Origin of the sequence: Sphingomonas turrisvirgatae, from assembly GCF_001721295.1 — a bacterium.
Classification (GTDB): domain Bacteria; phylum Pseudomonadota; class Alphaproteobacteria; order Sphingomonadales; family Sphingomonadaceae; genus Sphingomonas; species Sphingomonas turrisvirgatae.
Window position 1 is genome coordinate 26,220 of the sequence record NZ_MDDS01000028.1, and the last position, 17,619, is coordinate 43,838.

15 protein-coding genes and 2 pseudogenes are annotated in these 17,619 nt (G+C 63.1%); 9 read left to right on the plus strand and 8 right to left on the minus strand.

The genetic code is table 11. The features are described from left to right. Positions 1 to 3: 3 nt before the first annotated feature. Complete coding sequence (locus BFL28_RS20190; RefSeq protein ID WP_079247098.1) at positions 4 to 258, plus strand: hotdog domain-containing protein; 255 nt, start codon at positions 4 to 6, stop codon at positions 256 to 258. Here the strand turns inward: BFL28_RS20190 and BFL28_RS21790 are convergent. Then, positions 154 to 1,044, minus strand: a pseudogene (locus tag BFL28_RS21790) (Abi family protein); the annotation flags it as partial. The gene BFL28_RS20190 and the pseudogene BFL28_RS21790 overlap by 105 nt on opposite strands. Before the next feature lie 474 nt (positions 1,045 to 1,518). Here BFL28_RS21790 and BFL28_RS11720 point away from each other — a divergent pair. Genes BFL28_RS11720 through BFL28_RS11740 form a run of 5 tightly spaced genes read left to right on the plus strand, consistent with a single transcriptional unit; the run spans position 1,519 to position 7,521 of the window. Then, on the plus strand, positions 1,519 to 2,625 hold the full coding sequence (locus BFL28_RS11720; RefSeq protein ID WP_069320769.1) for an L-dopachrome tautomerase-related protein: 1,107 nt from the start codon (positions 1,519 to 1,521) through the stop codon (positions 2,623 to 2,625). 8 nt (positions 2,626 to 2,633) lie between these two features. Continuing rightward, a complete protein-coding gene (locus BFL28_RS11725) occupies positions 2,634 to 3,716 on the plus strand; it encodes a catalase family protein (protein ID WP_069320755.1) in 1,083 nt (360 codons plus the stop codon). A 23-nt stretch (positions 3,717 to 3,739) separates the two neighbouring features. Further along, entirely contained in the window at positions 3,740 to 4,252 is a 513-nt protein-coding gene (locus BFL28_RS11730) for a (2Fe-2S)-binding protein (protein ID WP_069320756.1), read from the plus strand. After that, complete coding sequence (locus BFL28_RS11735) at positions 4,249 to 5,262, plus strand: FAD binding domain-containing protein (RefSeq protein WP_069320757.1); 1,014 nt, start codon at positions 4,249 to 4,251, stop codon at positions 5,260 to 5,262. Before BFL28_RS11730 ends, BFL28_RS11735 begins: the two co-directional genes overlap by 4 nt. Before the next feature lie 12 nt (positions 5,263 to 5,274). After that, on the plus strand, positions 5,275 to 7,521 hold the full coding sequence (locus BFL28_RS11740) for a xanthine dehydrogenase family protein molybdopterin-binding subunit (protein WP_069320758.1): 2,247 nt from the start codon (positions 5,275 to 5,277) through the stop codon (positions 7,519 to 7,521). A gap of 43 nt (positions 7,522 to 7,564) precedes the next feature. On the opposite strand, the gene BFL28_RS11745 is transcribed toward BFL28_RS11740, so the two are convergent. The 3 genes from BFL28_RS11745 to BFL28_RS11755 all read right to left on the minus strand — a co-directional run bounded on the left by BFL28_RS11745 (position 7,565) and on the right by BFL28_RS11755 (position 9,703). Then, a complete protein-coding gene (locus BFL28_RS11745) occupies positions 7,565 to 8,212 on the minus strand; it encodes a TMEM175 family protein (RefSeq protein WP_079247099.1) in 648 nt (215 codons plus the stop codon). Between the two features lie 6 nt (positions 8,213 to 8,218). Next, entirely contained in the window at positions 8,219 to 9,049 is an 831-nt protein-coding gene (locus BFL28_RS11750) for an aldo/keto reductase (protein ID WP_173655733.1), read from the minus strand. A gap of 75 nt (positions 9,050 to 9,124) precedes the next feature. Further along, positions 9,125 to 9,703, minus strand: a complete 579-nt coding sequence (locus BFL28_RS11755) for a TetR/AcrR family transcriptional regulator (protein WP_241527305.1) — start codon at positions 9,701 to 9,703, stop codon at positions 9,125 to 9,127. A gap of 138 nt (positions 9,704 to 9,841) precedes the next feature. Here BFL28_RS11755 and BFL28_RS11760 point away from each other — a divergent pair, with 138 nt between their 5' ends. The 3 genes from BFL28_RS11760 (at position 9,842) to BFL28_RS21710 (ending at position 15,092) form a co-directional block, all read left to right on the plus strand. Then, positions 9,842 to 10,831 (plus strand): zinc-dependent alcohol dehydrogenase family protein, encoded by a 990-nt coding sequence (locus BFL28_RS11760; RefSeq protein WP_069320761.1) that lies wholly within the window; start codon positions 9,842 to 9,844, stop codon positions 10,829 to 10,831. Between the two features lie 100 nt (positions 10,832 to 10,931). Next, complete coding sequence (locus BFL28_RS11765; RefSeq protein WP_026109579.1) at positions 10,932 to 12,041, plus strand: S-(hydroxymethyl)glutathione dehydrogenase/class III alcohol dehydrogenase; 1,110 nt, start codon at positions 10,932 to 10,934, stop codon at positions 12,039 to 12,041. 393 nt (positions 12,042 to 12,434) lie between these two features. After that, positions 12,435 to 15,092, plus strand: coding sequence for an excinuclease ABC subunit UvrA (locus tag BFL28_RS21710; RefSeq protein ID WP_277621005.1), 2,658 nt, complete (start codon positions 12,435 to 12,437; stop codon positions 15,090 to 15,092). A gap of 257 nt (positions 15,093 to 15,349) precedes the next feature. Here BFL28_RS21710 and BFL28_RS11775 read toward each other — a convergent pair whose 3' ends face one another. From BFL28_RS11775 to BFL28_RS11785, 4 genes and pseudogenes are all read right to left on the minus strand, one after another. Next, positions 15,350 to 15,919: a type 1 glutamine amidotransferase domain-containing protein gene (locus tag BFL28_RS11775; protein WP_069320763.1), complete on the minus strand. Its 570-nt coding sequence runs from the start codon at positions 15,917 to 15,919 to the stop codon at positions 15,350 to 15,352. A 31-nt stretch (positions 15,920 to 15,950) separates the two neighbouring features. Next, positions 15,951 to 16,625, minus strand: coding sequence for a zinc-binding dehydrogenase (locus BFL28_RS21480; protein WP_241527307.1), 675 nt, complete (start codon positions 16,623 to 16,625; stop codon positions 15,951 to 15,953). A gap of 93 nt (positions 16,626 to 16,718) precedes the next feature. Further along, a pseudogene (locus BFL28_RS21485) lies at positions 16,719 to 16,961 on the minus strand (alcohol dehydrogenase catalytic domain-containing protein); the annotation flags it as partial. 445 nt (positions 16,962 to 17,406) lie between these two features. Then, positions 17,407 to 17,619, minus strand: a 213-nt coding sequence (locus tag BFL28_RS11785) for a GlcG/HbpS family heme-binding protein (protein WP_131818640.1), incomplete at its 5' end; no start/stop codon positions are given.

Below are 17,619 nucleotides of genomic sequence, written 5' to 3' on the forward strand. Positions count from 1 at the left end.
AGAATGGCGGAGTTTCAGGGGAGCACGTCAGACGTAGTCGCTTATGCAGTGGTGATCGCCCATGTCGGACCAGTCGCCATGGCTGTCACTAACACGCTTACGATGAATTTCCTGACGGCCTGCGAAATGCGCATGATCGTTGCCGAAGCGCGCTTACTGAAGCTTGGACGAAGACTGGCTGTCGTCGACGTGCGCATCTGGCAAGACAGTGAGGATCGCCCCGTAGCGCAGGCAACCGTCGGATACGCGTTGCCCTAGTTGTTGAATGGAATATCGGGAGAGTGCGGCTGTAGCGGGCCGGTCGGGGTGACGGTATCGCAGGCTGATCGGAAAGGGCGCCCGGCAAGCAGCGTCTTGGCGAACGGCGACCTGTCTCAGCAGGTAGTCGATGAGGACCACGGCGTTATAGAGCTGGGCTGGAGCACGGGCTGCGGGCGGTTCAAGTGTGCTGACGAGGGCGGCCGGTTTGAAGGGCACCCGCATGCGCAGCAAAAAGCCGCGGTTCCAAAGCCGGGGATGATGCGCGCAGCTGTTTCGGATCGTGGAGAGATGCTTCAGGAGCGGCACGAGCACCGCTTCAGGGAGCCCGAGGGGTGTGGCTATGGCGTTACGCAACCCCCGATCGTCGAGCAGCGCATACCATCGAGAGAGCTGCCCGAACGACATCATCTCCGCCACCATCCACACCGGCGGCATTGCCGGAGTGCTGTAGGTCCGACGATAATGATCGATGTACGTCTCGGGCGAGCTCGCCACGTCGTTGGTTAGGCGGGTCAGGTTGTCGTGGTACTTACCCGGATGATAATAGAGCGCTGCATCCAGGTAGCCGTGGGGTCCAAACCGCTGCGCCAGCTCGTACGCCCAGCTACCCCGTACAGCGACTTCGATCCGTTCGATCGCATCGAGCACTAGCAGCCGAAGGCGGCGGTCAAAATCGTACAGGGCGGTGACGGTATCGAAGCTGGTGCCGGGCAAGAAACGGGCGCCAGAAGCGCCCTTAGGATATTCGAAGGGCAGCCAGTAGGCGTTCAGGCGGTAGTAGCTGACATGGCGTAACTAGTGCTCGGCCCGCACCACGTCGGGGATTGCCATGCCTTCGGCCTGGAGGTGTTGGAGCTGCTGCGCGATCGTCGTCGCGGGTTTTGTGAAGGGGCGTGGCACCCATCCTGCTTAGCAGGGCAAAAAAAGACCCGCCAAGTGTGCATACCCTTGCGGGCAGAGGCCTGGCGGGTTCGATTAACCCCGAGATATGAGCGAAAACCCAACAAAGCAATAACGACTAGCCCGTTTTTGGGGCGGCCCCTTGCAGCAGCTACGATCTGGCCGTTCTTCACCGAAGCCGACGTCACAACCGTTCGGTTGTGACTTCAGCTGCGGCACGGGGCTTCTGAGGCTCCCGGTCGTGGAGACGCTGTCTAACCTGTTTTGTCTTGTTTGGTTTTCCTGGATCTAAGCATGGGCCACGGTCGTTGACGAGTGAACCGCCGCGTGTTGCGTCCGGTGAACGGGAGCGGACAGATGCGGAAAAGCGGTGTTCTGATCGGGCTAGGAGCCTTCACGATAGCGCTGGCGGGAGCAGCTTATGCCCAGACGGGACGCAGTGCCGCGCTAACGCAGGTGGCGAGCTTCGACCACCAGGTTACCGGCGTCGCCGTCTCGGCTGACGGGCGCCGCTTCGTCAACTTCCCGCGCTGGACCGACGACGCGCCGATCTCGGTTGCGGAGGTGATGCCGAATGGGTCGCTCCGGCCCTATCCCGATGCCAAGTGGAACAGCTGGCGCAATGCCAAGGCAAACGAAATGCCGGTTGGCGACTACTTTGTGTGCGTCCAGTCGATCGTGCCGGACGGCCACGGCAATTTGTGGGTGGTCGACCCCGGCGCACCGGGCAACGAGAAGATCCTGGAGGGCGCACCGAAGCTCGTCCGTATCGACCTCAAAACCAACAAGGTGACCAAGGTTATCGCGGTACCTGGCGACGTTGCGCTGCAGGGCACCTACCTCAACGACATCCGCTTCTCGCCCGACGGCCAGACCGGCTACATTACCGACAGTGGCACGCGCGGAGCGATCATCGTCGTCGATCTGGCCAGTGGGAAGAGCTTCCGGGCCCTCGACGGTCATCCGTCGACCCAGATCGACAAGAGCGTCACCGTCGCGATCGAGGGCAAGCCGCTGGTCCGTCCGGATGGGCGGCAGCCCGCGTTCGCCTCCGACGGCATTGCGATCTCGAATGACGGGAAGACGCTCTACTGGCAGGCGCTGACGGGAAAGACGCTCTATTCGATCGCCACCGACAAGCTGCGCCCCGACGTCAGCGAGCGCGACCGCGCCGCCGCGGTGAAGACAGTCGCTACCACTGCCGTCGCCGACGGCCTGTGGATGAGCAAGGCGGGCACCCTCTACATCACCTCGCCGACCGACTATTCGATCCGGCGGCTCGCCGGGACGTCCACCGAGATTGTCCTGACCGACAAACGGCTGCGCTGGCCCGATACGTTCGCCGAAGGTCCCGACGGGACGATCTACGTCACCGCGAGCCACATCCAGGACACGCAGTGGTTCACGCCGGGTGCCCCGCCGTCGATCCGCACCGAGCTGTTCTCGTTCGCTCCTACCCGTTGAGGTTCGCCATGACCTACCTGCGCTACCGCGACGACATCGAGACGCTCGAACCAGACGAGCAGGCGACGATCGACGGAATCATTCAGGGGATGACCCAGCAGAGCGAGGTGGTCGAGAAGCGTGAGCAGCATGCCGTGCGCGCCAGCCATGCCAAGAGCTCGGCCTGCGTTGTCGGCACGCTGACGATTGCCGACGACCTTCCGCCGGAGCTGGCGCAGGGGCTGTTCGCCGAGCCGGGCAGCTACGACGTCGCGATTCGCTTCGCACAGGGCCCAGGCGAGACGCTGGGCGATCGCGTGTCGACACACCGCGGCATGGCGATCAAGGTGTTCGGCGTCGAGGGCGAGAAGCTTCCCGGGCATGACGCGCCGACTCAGGATTTCGTCCTTGCCACGGGGCGCACGTTTTCGTCGGGCACGGCGAGCGGCTTCCTGAGCGACGCGAAGAAGATCGGTGCCGCCACGCCCATGCCGGAGGGCGTCAAGAGCGCTGTGTCGTCGATGGCGCGCAACTTCAACAAGGTGCTGGGCCTGTTCAACACCGCTTATGCCAAGGCGGACTTCTTCGGCCACCCGTTTAGCCACCCGATCGGCGACGACTACTTCAGTCAGGCACCGGTGCGTTATGGCGACTATGTCGCGAAGCTCGGTGCCGTGCCAGCGTCGCAGGCGCAGGACGCGCTCGGGGAGTGGCAGCTCGATCCGCATGAAGACGAGGACGGCTTCCGCCATGCCGCGACCGATTACTTCCGCGACCATGAGGCGGTGTTTGAGCTGAAGGTGCAGCTCTGGGCGAACGCGGAGACGCAGCCGATCGAGGACGCCTCGGTCGAGTGGCCGTCACATGACAGCCAGTACCGCACCGTCGCCACGGTCCGCATCCCTGCGCAGGGGGCGTACAGCCCGGCGCGCGTGCGCTACTTCGACGAGGTGATGACCTTTTGTCCCGCGCATAGCCTGGCCGCGCATCGGCCGCTCGGATCGGTGATGAGGGCGCGGCTGCAGGTGTATCGTGCGCTGTCCGCCTTTCGCCACCGCGAGAACGGGGTTGCCGAGGAAAACACCGCCGACATCACCGCCATCCCGGCCTGACCCGAAGCAAGAAGGCGCCGATCATGCCGACAGCCGTCAACTCCGCCACATACGCCGCCGTGCCGATCGGCACGGTGGAAACCACGCTGACGATTAACGGCGAGACGCGCACCCGCGCGATTGAGCCCTGGACGACGTTGCTCGACCTGCTGCGAGAAGGCGAAGACCTGATCGGCACAAAGAAGGGCTGCGACCACGGTCAGTGCGGAGCATGCACCGTGCTGGTCGACGGGCGCCGCATTAACTCGTGCCTCAAGTTGGCTGTGACGCTGGAGGGGGCGGACATCACGACGATCGAGGGGTTGGGCCAGCCTGGCGACCTCCATCCGCTGCAATCCGCCTTCTGCGACCACGACGCGTTCCAGTGCGGCTATTGCACCCCTGGCCAGATCTGCTCGGCGCAGGGCCTCATCAACGAAGGCAAGGCCAGGACACGCGACGAGGTCCGCGAGCTGATGAGCGGCAATCTGTGCCGGTGCGGCGCCTATTCGAACATCGTCGATGCGGTGCTCGAGGTGATCGGAGAAAAGGCATGAACCGCTTCGACTATGTCCGCCCGACCAGCGTCGCCGAAGCGGTGCAGGCGGGTGCCGGCGAGCAGGTCCGCTACCTCGCAGGTGGAACGAACCTGATCGATCTCATGAAGGAGAACGTCGATCAACCGACGACGGTAATCGACATCAACCACCTGCCGTTGGACGCGATTGAGGAGCTGGACGGTGGCGGGCTGCGGCTGGGCGCGCTTGTGCCGAACTCCAACACTGCGTGGGACGCGCGCGTCGAGCAACGCTATCCCTTGCTGTCCTCGGCGATCCTCGCCGGCGCCAGCCCCCAGCTGCGCAATGCCGCGACCAACGGCGGCAACCTCAACCAGCGCACGCGCTGCTATTATTTCTACGACGTCGCCACGCCCTGTAACAAGCGCGAGCCGGGCTCCGGCTGTGGCGCGATCGGTGGGGTCAATCGCATCCACGCCATCCTGGGCGCGAGCGACCAGTGCATCGCCACGCACCCGTCGGACATGTGCGTCGCGCTGGCGGTGCTCAACGCAACCGTCCAGGTGACCGGTCCGGAAGGCGACCGCGCGATCCCGATTGCCGATTATCATCGGCTACCCGGCGACGAGCCGTGGCGCGACAACACTCTGAAGCCAGGCGAATTGGTGACGGGCATCGACCTGCCGGCCGAGGATTTCACCCAGACCTACACCTACCTGAAGCTGCGCGATCGTCTGTCCTATGCCTTCGCGCTGGTGTCGATAGCCGTCGCGATGCGGGTCGAAGACGGCACGATCGCTGAAGCGCGGGTGGCGCTCGGCGGTGTCGCACACAAGCCATGGCGCAGCACGGAAGCCGAGAAGCTGCTGAAGGGCCAGCACCCGTCGCCGCAGGCGTTCGGCACCTTCGCCGACGCCCTCCTCGCCGGGGCGGTCGGTCAGGGCGAGAACGACTTCAAGATCCCGCTCGCGCGCAAGGGCATCGTCCGTGCGCTGAAGCAGGCCGCCGAGGCCACCCCGCAATCGCAGACCGACAAGCGCGTCGCTTAAGGAACAGACATCATGGCTACCGCAGCGAAAATCGGGATCGGAAGCGCGATCAACCGCGTCGACGGGGTTGAGAAAGTCACCGGCACGGCGCGCTACGCCGCCGAGCATCCGGTGGAGAACCTGCTGTACGGCTACATCGTCGAGGCCGCGATCGCCAAAGGGCGGATCGTCAGTATCGACGAAGAGGCGGCGCGCGCCGTACCCGGCGTCGTCGAAGTCATCACGCACCTGAACCGGCCGCATGTTGCCTGGACCGACCACAGCTACCAAGACGAGCTGAAGATTCCGGGCTCGCCGTTCCGGCCACTCTACGATGACCGCATCCAGTTCAGCCAGCAGCCGATCGCGCTGGTCATGGCCGAGACGTTCGAGGCAGCGCGCTTCGCCGCCAGCCTGATCGAGGTCGCCTACGAGGCGGAGGCGCACAACACCGACTTCGAGGTCGCGCTAGGCGAGAAGTATGTGCCGAAGAAGAAGCGCAGCGGCTACATGGCACCGAAAAACCGCGGGGACGCGGCGCAGGCGTTTGCGGACGCCCCGCTCAAGGTGGCCGGCGACTACCGGCTGGCGCCGGAACACCACAATCCCATGGAGATGTTCGGCTCCACCGTCGAATGGCACGGCGACGGCAGCATCACCGTGTGGGATAAGACCCAAGGTTCGCAGGGGGTGCATGCCTACCTTGCCAGCGTCTTCGGCTTTTCGAAAAAGAAGGTACGCGTGCTCAACCCCTATGTCGGCGGCGCCTTCGGCTCGGGCCTCCGGCCCCAGCATCAGGTGTTCCTGGCGGTCCTTGCGGCCAAGAAGCTGGAGCGCTCGGTGCGGGTCACGATGACCCGCAATCAGATGTTCAGCCACGCCTACCGCCCGCAGGCGATCCAGAGCATCGCGCTGGGCGCGGAGACGACCGGCAAGCTCACCGCGATCCGCAACGAGGCGACCACCTCCACCTCGCGCTACGAGGACAATATGGAGAACGTCGTCACTTGGGGGTTGATGAACTACGACTGCCCGAACGCCGACGCGGAATACACCGTCGCCCAGATCGATACGGCGACATCGGCGGACATGCGCGCGCCGGGGGCGGCAACCGGCATGACGCTGTTCGAGATCGCGATTGACGAGATGGCCTATGTCGCCAAGGTCGATCCGCTCGAGTTCCGGCTCGTCAACTACTCGCCCATCGATGCGATGAATGGCACGCCGTACACCAGCAAGGCACTACGCGAGGCGTTTCGCGAAGGGGCCGAGGCGTTTGGATGGAGCGAGCGCTCGGCCGAGCCTCGCTCGATGCGCGATGGCAAGGAGCTGGTCGGCTGGGGCTGCGCGACCGGCATGTGGGACGCGCAATTCTCCAAGACGTCTGCAAGTGCGAAGCTCACGGCCAACGGACACCTGGAAGTAGCGTGCGCGACTTCGGATATCGGCACCGGCAGCTATACGGTCATGACCCTGGTCGCGGCCGACACGCTCGGCCTGCCGCCCGAGCAGATCACCGCCAAGCTGGGCGACTCCGACCTGCCGACCGCTCCGGTCGAAGGCGGGTCGTGGGGGGCGGCATCGTCCGGCGCGGCGGTGCAGCTCGCATGCCAGGCGGTCGGCAAGAAGCTCCTGAAGGCGGCCGGCAAGATCGCCGGTGCACCGCTGGGCGACGCTAAGATGGATGACGTGCTGTTTGAGGACGGCTGCATCGTGCTGAAGGACACGCCGACCGTGAGGGTGCCGTTCGGCGACGCGATGCACGCCGCGGACCTGACGGAGATCGAGGAAGAGGAGACCGCGGCGCCCGGCTTCGGCGACATGTGGAAGGGTCTGCACAAGTCAAAGAACACCCACAGCGCGATCTTCGCAGAGGTGAAGGTGGACGAGGAACTGGGTGTGGTGCGCGTCACCCGCATCGTCGATGCGGTCGCCGCTGGCCGCATCATCAACCCGAAAACCGCGCGCAGCCAGATCCTCGGCGGCGTGGTGATGGGCATGGGCATGGCGCTCCACGAAGAGACCTTCCCCGACCACAGGCTGGGACGCTGGATGAACCACAACTTCGGCGAATACCATGTGCCCGTGCACGCCGACATTCACGATATCGAAGTGATCTTCGTCGATGAACCCGATTCCGAAGTGACCCCGCTCGGGGTCAAAGGCCTTGGCGAGATCGGCATCGTCGGCACCGCTGCCGCGATTGCTAACGCGATCTATCACGCGACCGGTAAGCGGGTGCGGTCCCTGCCGATCACGATCGATAAGATCCTAGATTGATTAGCCGATGTGAGCATCCGCCTTGCCGGGTCTATAGCCAGTCTCAGCCATTCTCCGGTTCTTGGCCTGGCTTGTAGCTGGGCTTTGCTGGCGGAACGATATAGCTCAACGTAACGATCCCCGCGACGATCAGTCCAGCACGCCAATTCCAGATTGCCAGGGCAAAGGCTGCCCAATAGGCTCCGGCGGTGACGGCGAATTTGAGGGTTGTTCGCCTGAGGTAGGCGTCTGTCAGGCGCCGGTCTGGAAGCCCCCTCGCGGTTGCATACACCCAACGCACGAACCACCACGTCGCCGGCGCCGCTGCCACGCCCAGATAGGCCAAAACGGCGGTCTTGCTTTCCGCGTCACCGCCGAGATGCTCGATGAGCGGCCGCGCAGGAAATGGCGTGATGCTGACAGCGGCAAGAAAGCCGATGCTGAGCAGATTGTAGCCATGATCGGTTTTTTGCAGAAGTTTGCCGGTGAAGTGGCTGGAAGCCCAGTAAAGACCGATCAGGATCACGCTAAGGGCGTAGGCGGCATATTCCGGTGCCAGCTTTAGGTATGCCGCTGCCAAGTCGCCGTCAGTCGGCTCTGTTGCGTGTAGTTCGGTCACCGGGAGGGTGATGGCAATTGCCAGCACCGCGTCCATGGATGCCTCAAAGCGGTCCGATTTGCGTTCGGTTGCTTTGAAAGACGATGTCGCCATCTGACGCTACAGCATTTCGAGTGGGCGACGGCCCGCTGGCCGGGGAAATGCCGCATCGAGTGTCGCAAGGTCGGCGTCGGAGAGGACGATATCTACGGCAGCGCGGTTCTCCCGCACATGTGCAATCGAACTTGCTTTCGGGATGGCGATAAGGCCATCGTGGCGCAACGTCCAGGCAAGTGCGACCTGCGCAGGGGTTCCGCCAACCTGGGCCGCTACTTTGTCGAGGGCGGGATGGCTTGTGAGGCTTCCCTGCTCGACGGGACTATACGCCATCACTGGCACTTTGTGCTGTGCGAGCCACGGCAAGAGGTCCAACTCAGGGCCTCGACGGACGAGATTGTATAGGATCTGATCGGTCACGCAGCCATCCCCGCCGGCAGCGACAAGCTCGTCCATATCGTCGGTATCGAGGTTGCTGACACCCCAATGCCGAATCTTTCCTGCCGATTTCAGCGCCTCCATTGCCTCTATCGTCTCAGCGAGCGGCACCGATCCACGCCAGTGGAGCAGGTAGAGGTCGAGCCGATCGGTGCCGAGCCGCTTCAGGCTCGCCTCGCACGCACCGGCAAGGCGAGAGCGCGATGCGTTCTGTGGATACGCCTTGCTGACGAGGAATAATTGGTCGCGACGGTCGCCGAGCGCTTCGCAGATCAGCGTTTCCGCCGCACCGTCGCCATACATTTCAGCGGTATCGACAAGCGTCATGCCCAACTCGACACCGGCGCGTAGCGCAGCGATCTCATCGGATCGCCGCTCGGCACGTTCGCCCATCTTCCAGGTGCCTTGACCCATTGAAGGAACCACTTCCCCGCCGAGCAATGTCACGTGTTTCATGTGCTTTCGTCCAATGAGATGAGTTCGACTGTTCGGTCGCGGGAGGCGGATTGGCAGATGACCACCATGTAACGATCATATCGCGGCCGGCCATCGATCGAGTGCCATTTTGGCGATGGAGAGCAGTTCGTTGATCGTAGCGCCGTCGCGCGCCTGAACGGACATGCCTTCCATGACCGTATTGATGAATTTGCCTAGCACGGCCGGATCGGTGTTGGCCGCAAGCTCGCCCTGCACGGCGCCGCGTTGCAGACGCTCGATCAGGAGGGTCTCCGCCGCGATACGCTTGTCGCGCAGCAGGCATTCGATGGCGGCGGACGCCGGCGAAACGGCTACCGCTGCCGAATACATGAAGCAGCCGGCCGGCGTTCCAGGTTCCGAGAATGATGACGCCGCTCGTTCCAGCAGGCCTTTGACGGCCTCGTAGGTGGACAACGCCGGATCGTTGATGGGTGCATAGAGGTGGACGCTGAACGTCGCGGCGTAGCGCTCGATTACCGCCGCAAACAGCCCCGCCTTGTTGTCAAACGCTGCATAGAGACTGGCGGCGGCGACGCCAGTCTCCGCCACCAGATCGGCCATCGATGTCGCCTCGTAGCCGCGCTGCCAGAACAGCCGCACCGCCTTGTCGAGCGCAGCGTCAGTGTCGAACACACGAGGGCGACCTGCGCGGCGACGGGCTCTCGTCTCTGTCATCTCTGGTGCACGATATGGAACGATCGATAAATAATATCTTGAAACTGGTGGTCCGCTCCCTTACAGAACGATCATTCAATAATCAAGGATTTTCCAATGAGCCGCATCGTCCGTATCCACGAATATGGCGACGCCAGCGTCCTCAGGATTGAAGATGTGGCAGTCCCCGCGCCCGCGGCGGACGAAGTGCAGATCGCGGTGAAGGCAATAGGCATAAACCGCGCCGAGGTGATGTTCCGCAACCATGCCTACCTTCAGGAAGCCGAGTTCCCGAGCCGCCTTGGCTACGAGGCTGCCGGCACTGTCGTTACGGTCGGCGCGGACGTGACCGGGTTTGCGGAAGGCGAAGTCGTCAGTGTCATCCCCCCGCTCGATATCGCGCGCTGGGGCACTTATGGCGAGGTCGCCAACGTGCCCGCCCGCCTCGTCGTCAAGCATCCGGCGGCGCTGACGTTCGAGGAAGCGGCGGCCGTGTGGATGCAGTATGTCACCGCTTGGGGTGCGCTGGTGGAGCAGGCGAAACTCGGCGAGGGCGATTTCGTCATCGTCACTGCTGCCTCCAGCAGCGTCGGCCTTGCTGCCTTCCAGATTGCGCGGATGGTCGGCGCGACGGTAATCGCGACGACGCGTACCGGCGCCAAGCGCCAGGCCCTGATCGATGCCGGTGCACATCATGTCGTCGCGACCGGGGAAGAGGATCTGGTAGCGAGGGTGATGGAGATAACCGATGGTCAGGGTGCGCGCGTGGTGCTCGATCCGGTCGGAGGCCCGTCGTTCGAGCCGCTGACCGAGAGCATGGCACGCGGAGGCATCCTGCTCGAATATGGCGCGCTCAGCGGCGAACCGACGCCGTTCCCGTTGTTCTCCGTGCTGGGCAAGAGCCTCACGCTCAAGGGGTATCTCTACAGCGAGATCGTCTCGGACGATGCCGCCCTCGATCGCGCCAAGGCGTTCATCGTGGCGGGTCTGGAATCGGGCGCGCTCAAGCCGCGGATCGCGCGCACTTTCCCGCTCGACGCCATCCAGGACGCTCACCGCTTCCTCGAATCGAACGACCAGATCGGCAAGGTCGTCGTTACGGTCTGACCGGCATACCGGGGGAGTGAGCGATCGCTCCCCCACGAATTTGCGCTGACGCAATGGTCTCGCGCCAGCAATCGGTTTAACTCAACGAGGGTATCCCAACATGAAATCTCGCGCCGCTGTAGCCTTCGAGGCGGGCAAGCCACTCGAAATCGTCGAGATCGATGTCGCCCCACCCCGGAAAGGCGAAGTCCTCATACGGGTGACGCACACCGGTGTGTGCCACACCGACGCGTACACGCTGGCGGGGAGTGATCCAGAGGGTGTTTTCCCGGTGGTTCTGGGCCACGAGGGCGCGGGCATCGTTGTCGAGGTCGGTGAAGGCGTCACCAGCGTCGGGCCGGGCGATCACGTGATTCCGCTCTACACCGCCGAGTGCGGCAAGTGCGACTTCTGCCTGTCGGGCAAGACCAACCTGTGCGTCGCTGTCCGCGAAACGCAGGGCAAGGGCTTGATGCCCGATGGGACGACTCGCTTTTCGTACAATGGTCAGCCCCTCTATCATTACATGGGCTGTTCAACCTTCAGTGAATATACTGTCGTCGCCGAAGTCTCGCTCGCCAAGATCAATCCCGAGGCAAACCCCGAACATGTCTGCCTGCTCGGCTGCGGCGTCACGACCGGCATCGGCGCAGTCCACAATACCGCCAAGGTCCAGCCCGGAGACTCGGTCGCCGTGTTCGGCCTCGGCGGCATCGGCCTCGCGGCGATTCAGGGTGCGCGCCAGGCGAAGGCGGGTCGCATTATCGCCATCGACACCAATCCATCCAAGTTCGAGCTGGCACGCCAGTTCGGTGCGACCGAGTGTATTAACCCCAAGGATCATGACAAGCCCATCCAGCAAGTGCTGATCGAGATGACGGGCTGGGGCATCGATCATACCTTCGAGTGCATCGGCAACGTCCACGTCATGCGCGCCGCGCTTGAATCAGCGCACCGTGGCTGGGGTCAGTCGATCGTGATTGGCGTTGCCGGCGCGGGCGAAGAAATCTCCACCCGCCCGTTCCAGCTCGTTACGGGCCGCGTCTGGAAGGGGTCCGCTTTCGGCGGCGTCAAGGGACGTACACAGCTCCCCGGCATGGTCGAGGACGCCATGAGAGGCGATATCGATCTGGCCCCATTCGTAACCCACACGATGGGTTTGGAGGAAATCAACGAGGCCTTCGCACTGATGCACGAAGGCAAGTCGATCCGCACGGTCATTCACTACTGACCCGCCGATCCGAAGCGGCGCGAGGCGCTCGGATCGACAACTCGGCCGTCATCATGGCCCGACCCCGGCCATGATGACGCGCGCTCTGGCAAATGGGCAACGCGTCGCGATGCGGTAACAAGCGCCGAAGTGCGGTCGTTACATGCCGATAGCGGCACGGACCAGGGCCGCCTGGCCCAGGCGCTTACCAGCGGAGTGTGTGTGGCCTTGTCGCGCGACCCAACGGGAAAAATGGTTTTGTCGGAACCTTTGTCTAATGCTGGAAAAATATTTCAAAGGTGCCGAACATCGGGCCAGCCTGGCCGTTGGATGTATTGAGTCGGAAATGCATTCATCTGTTACCCGACTGTGATGAACCACAGGCCGCACGGGCGTATAGGGCAGAAAACTGAATTGAAGAGCAAGGATATTCACGCGACGACGCCGGCCACCGATCATGGGCATACGGGGCCGCCCGCTTGCGTGCAGGTTCGCGGCGCGCGCCAGAATAACCTCAAGAATGTTGACGTCGATGTACCGCGCGACGCCTTCGTGGTGTTCACCGGCATATCGGGCTCGGGCAAGTCATCGCTCGCGTTCGGCACCCTTTATGCCGAAGCCCAGCGGCGTTATCTGGAATCGGTTGCGCCCTATGCCCGTCGCCTGATCGACCAGGCCGGCGTGCCGGAGGTCGATGCGATCGACGGTTTGCCGCCTGCGGTCGCGTTGCAGCAGCAGCGCGGCTCGGCCAACGCGCGATCCTCGGTCGGCAGCGTGACGACTCTCTCCAGCCTGGTGCGGATGCTCTATTCGCGCGTCGGCGAATATCCGCGCCGTCAACCCATGCTCTATGCGGAGGATTTCTCGCCCAACACGGTCGCGGGGGCCTGCCCGACCTGCCACGGTATCGGCCGCATATATGACGCGACCGAAGAGACGATGGTTCCTGACGACAGCCTCACCATTCGCGATCGAGCGATCGCCGCCTGGCCGGCCGCCTGGCATGGCCAGAACCTGCGCGATATCCTCGTTTCGCTCGGCTATGACGTCGATACGCCGTGGCGCGACCTGCGGAAAAAGGATCGCGACTGGATCCTCTTCACTGAAGAGGCGCCGACGGTGCCGGTCTATGCGGGCCTGACGCCCGAACAGACCCGGACGGCGCTCAAGCGCGGCATGGAGCCGAGCTACCAGGGCACCTTCACCAGCGCGCGCCGCTATGTGCTGGAAACCTTCGCCAACACTAAAAGCGCGCTGATGAAGAAGCGCGTCTCGCAATATATCATCGGCCGCGATTGCCCGACCTGCGACGGCAAGCGTCTGAAGCGCGAAGCCCTGTCGGTCAAATTCGCCGGCCTCGACATTGCCGAGTTCGGCGACCTGACGGTGCTCAAGCTGAAGGACTTGCTGATGCCCGTCGCGAATGGCGCGTATGGGGCGGTCTCCGCCCCCTCAAAGGGTCATGTTCTGGAAAAAGCGGCCCGCGATGCAGCGGTCGAACAACGGGTTGCGGCGGGCGGCTCTGCGCACAAGAGCGCGCCCGACGTACGCCGCACGCCCAATCTCTCCGACGAGAAGCGGATCGCCGCCCAACGCCTTGCCTGCGAATTGATCGAGCGGCTAGAGCCGCTGATCGATCTTGGCCTTGGCTACATTTCGCTCGACCGCAGCACGCCGACGCTCTCCTCCGGAGAGCTGCAGCGCTTGCGGCTTGCCACGCAATTGTCGTCACAGCTTTTCGGCGTGGTCTATGTGCTTGACGAGCCTTCGGCAGGGTTGCACCCGGCAGATGGCGAAGCCTTGCTCACCATCCTCGAGCGTCTCAAGGCGGCGGGCAACTCCCTGTTCGTCGTCGAACATGATCTCGACGTGATCCGCCGCGCGGAATGGCTCGTCGATGTCGGGCCAGGAGCCGGGGAAAAGGGCGGTGAAGTCCTCTACAGCGGGCCGATCGAGGGGCTTGCCGACGTCGAGACTTCGATCACCCGCCGCTACCTGTTCGCAGAGCCGCTCCGCAGTGAGCGCACACCGCGCGATCCCAAGGGATGGCTACGCCTGGAAGGGATCAGGCGGAACAATCTCCATGGTCTCGACGTCGAGTTTCCCATCGGCTGCTTCACCGCTGTCACCGGCGTTTCGGGATCGGGCAAATCCAGTCTTGTCAGTCAGGCGCTGCCCGAGCTCGTCACGGAACACCTCGGCGGGTCCCCCGTGGCCGAGGAGGATATCGATCCGCTGCTCGATGTTGCGCAGAACGACACTGAAGGGCGCATTGTCGCAGGCATGGAGCATGTTCGCAGGCTGGTGCGGGTCGATCAGAAACCGATCGGCCGCACGCCGCGCTCGAACCTATCCACCTACAGCGGCATGTTCGACCATGTGCGACGGCTCTTCGCTGATACGCCGCTCGCCCGCCGGCGGCACTACAGCCCGGGAAGGTTCTCGTTCAACGTCGCGCAAGGCCGCTGCCCTGTGTGCGAGGGCGAGGGATACGTCATGGTGGAGCTGCTGTTCCTGCCGAGCGTTTTTGCCCCGTGCTCGACCTGTCATGGCTCTCGCTACAACCCGCAAACGCTCGAAGTCGAATGGAACGGGCGCAATATCGCCCAGGTGCTCGAACTGACGGTCGACGATGCGTGCGATTTCTTCGCTGGCGAGGCATCTGTGATGCGCTCCCTCGACGTGTTGCGGGAGATCGGGCTTGGCTATCTGAGGCTCGGTCAACCGGCGACCGAGCTGTCTGGCGGGGAGGCGCAGCGCATCAAGCTGGCGACTGAACTGCAACGCGCTCAACGCGGCAACACGATCTACATCCTCGACGAGCCAACTTCGGGGCTTCACCCCTCCGATGGCGACCGGCTGATGCAACACCTGCAGGGCCTCGTAGACGCCGGCAATACCGTCGTAGTCGTCGAACATGACATGCGCGCTGTCACACAGGTGGACTGGATCATCGACCTGGGGCCGGGGGCCGGGGATGATGGGGGCCGTGTCGTTGCCAGCGGCGTCCCTGGCGTCGTTGCGGAAGCGGAAGGCAGTCTCACCGCCCGCTATCTCAAGGCGGCGCTGTAGGTCGTAAATCTGGCCGAACGCACGTTCGATCAGGTGCATCTCAACCACACGTTGGAATGGGTCGAATCTGGAAGCGAGAGCCGGCGATGTGTCACCGCGGTTGACGCGGCTTAGGGTTTGAATGCCCGCCAGGTGCGCCGTGTCCGTGTGATACGCGGCGTGGCGGACGGCCAATCGCTGGCCATCCGCCACGCTTGCTTCGTGCGGACCTTCCCCAGGGAGAGGGCCCTCACATCGTTTCGTCGAAACGCCCTGCCTTAATTCCCTGCTGCGGGCGCTGCGCCGACACCTTCTGCGATTTCCTCAACGAGTTTGGCACAGAAGGCGGGCAAATCATTGGGATCGCGGCTGGTAACAAGGCCGTTGTCGACCACGACTTCCTCATTGGTCCATGCACCGCCGGCGTTCTCGATATCGACCTTCAGCGTCGGGTAGGACGTCAAGGTGCGACCCTCAAGCACGCCCGCCTCGATCAATGTCCAGGGTGCGTGGCATATGGCCGCAACAGGTTTTTTCTGATCAAAGAAAGCCCGGATGAAACCAATTGCCTCGACGCTGCCGCGCAGCTTGTCGGCACCGACAGTCCCTCCGGGCACAACAAGTCCGTCGAAATCGTCGGCTTTCACCTCGGAAAACGTCTTGTCGATAGTATAGCTGCCGCCCTCGTCAAGATTGCTATTGACCGTGCGAGCCTTGCCCGGTTCAAAACTGATCACGGTCACTTTGCCACCAGCGTCCTCGACAGCTTGCTTGGGCTTCGAGAATTCTGGTTCTTCCGTCCCGCGGGGTGCGATCAGAATGGCAACCGACTTGCCTTCCAAAGTCATAATTTATTTTCTATTCCGTCGAAGACTTAGGTCAGATGCCCGGCTTGAGCACGACCTTCGTCCAGCCAGCATCGCGCTCGTCGAAATGCTTGTAGGCGTCTGGTGCCTGATCAAGCGGCAGTCGGTGGGAGATGATTTGGGCAGGATTTGCCCGGCCTTGCTCGATAAGCTTCATCAGTCGCCGGTTGTAGTGCTTTACATTGCACTGGCCGGTGCCGATCTTCTGGCCCTTGAACCAGAAGTTGCCGAAATCGAACGCCATCTTGCCTTCCTTCTGCAGATCGTCGGGCGCGTTCGGGTCTTCCGGAATGAACACGCCGACGACGCCGATTCCGCCGGTGGCCTTCGTGCTTTTGACGAGGCAGTTCATCGTGTAATTGCTGCGCTCCTTGCCGTGGCGATCGCAACACTGATACCCGACCGCCTCGACCCCCCGGTCGGTCCCGAGGCCGCCGGTCGCGTCAAGGATCTGCTGGGCGGGATCGCCCTTGCGCATGTCGATCGGAATAGCGCCCATCGCCTCGGCCAGTTTCAGGCGGTCATCGTGAGAATCGACCACGAAGATCTGAGAGGCACCGCGGATTTCGGCTGAGTGCGCGGCCATCAAACCGACCGGACCGGCGCCGTAGATCGCGATGCTTTCGCCAGGCAGGAAACCCGACAGTTCGACGCCATGCCAACCGGTGGGGAAGATGTCGGAGAGCATGACATAGTCATCCTCCTTCTCCTCAGCGTCCTCGGGCAGCTTCAGACAATTGAAGTCCGCATAAGGAACGCGCATCAACTCGGCCTGGCCACCCTGCCACGGACCCATCTCGGCAAAGCCATACGCTGCGCCGGCGGTTCCAGGGTTGGTCGTGAGGCAGAAACCCGTCAAACCGCGTTCGCAATTTTCGCAGAAACCGCAACCGACATTGAACGGCATGCACACGCGATCGCCCTTCTCGATACGATCTACGGCAGCGCCGACTTCGATGACCTCGCCAAGGTTTTCGTGGCCGAAGACCCTGCCCTTCTCGAAGCTGGTACGGCCCTCATACATGTGAAGGTCCGACCCGCAGATATTGGTCGTGGTCAGCCGGATGATAACATCGGTCTGCTTTTCTATCTTGGGATCATCGATAGTACTGACAGAAACATCTTTGGGCCCGTTGTACACGACAGCTTTCACGGATCTTTTCCTTTCGCAGCTCTTCTCAACGCGTCATCGAATCGAGACCTTGCTGATGATCCGGTCCATCGCAACGGCGGAGGACATCGCACCCTTCCAAGTGATCTCAGTTTTTTGAACCTTCTGCTACCTGAGAGGTTCCTTTTCGTAGGGCCATCTTGGATCGATCCACGGCGGTTCTGAATGATTGGGCCATAACGGCCGAATAACGCGCCAAACGGAGGCGACCCGCGCCACGCGGGAGGCGCGCCCGGCACCCGAGCCCGCCGCCGTCGACTGAGCCGGCGCCGCCGCGCCCGGCACCGCGCTCCAAGGCTCAGCTGCGCGCGAACGCCTGCGCCGCCGCCTCGGCCACGCACTGGTCCTGCTTGCCGGTGCCGCCCGACACGCCCACCGCGCCGATCACCGTCTCGCCCTCCTTGATCGGCACGCCCCCGGCGAAGATCATCACCTTGCCGTTGTTGGAGGCATGGATGCCGTAGAAGTCGGCGCCCGGCTGGGCGAGCTTCGCCAGCGCCTTGGTCTCGAC

What these genes read in the sequence shown, in the direction of transcription:
- BFL28_RS20190 (WP_079247098.1), top strand. Translation starts at nt 4, where the DNA reads ATGGCGGAGTTTCAGGGGAGCACGTCAGACGTAGTCGCTTATGCAGTG.
- BFL28_RS11720 (WP_069320769.1), top strand. Translation starts at nt 1,519, where the DNA reads ATGCGGAAAAGCGGTGTTCTGATCGGGCTAGGAGCCTTCACGATAGCG.
- BFL28_RS11725 (WP_069320755.1), top strand. Translation starts at nt 2,634, where the DNA reads ATGACCTACCTGCGCTACCGCGACGACATCGAGACGCTCGAACCAGAC.
- BFL28_RS11730 (WP_069320756.1), top strand. Translation starts at nt 3,740, where the DNA reads ATGCCGACAGCCGTCAACTCCGCCACATACGCCGCCGTGCCGATCGGC.
- BFL28_RS11735 (WP_069320757.1), top strand. Translation starts at nt 4,249, where the DNA reads ATGAACCGCTTCGACTATGTCCGCCCGACCAGCGTCGCCGAAGCGGTG.
- BFL28_RS11740 (WP_069320758.1), top strand. Translation starts at nt 5,275, where the DNA reads ATGGCTACCGCAGCGAAAATCGGGATCGGAAGCGCGATCAACCGCGTC.
- BFL28_RS11745 (WP_079247099.1), bottom strand. Translation starts at nt 8,212, where the DNA reads ATGGCGACATCGTCTTTCAAAGCAACCGAACGCAAATCGGACCGCTTT.
- BFL28_RS11750 (WP_173655733.1), bottom strand. Translation starts at nt 9,049, where the DNA reads ATGAAACACGTGACATTGCTCGGCGGGGAAGTGGTTCCTTCAATGGGT.
- BFL28_RS11760 (WP_069320761.1), top strand. Translation starts at nt 9,842, where the DNA reads ATGAGCCGCATCGTCCGTATCCACGAATATGGCGACGCCAGCGTCCTC.
- BFL28_RS11765 (WP_026109579.1), top strand. Translation starts at nt 10,932, where the DNA reads ATGAAATCTCGCGCCGCTGTAGCCTTCGAGGCGGGCAAGCCACTCGAA.
- BFL28_RS11775 (WP_069320763.1), bottom strand. Translation starts at nt 15,919, where the DNA reads ATGACTTTGGAAGGCAAGTCGGTTGCCATTCTGATCGCACCCCGCGGG.
- BFL28_RS21480 (WP_241527307.1), bottom strand. Translation starts at nt 16,625, where the DNA reads ATGCTCTCCGACATCTTCCCCACCGGTTGGCATGGCGTCGAACTGTCG.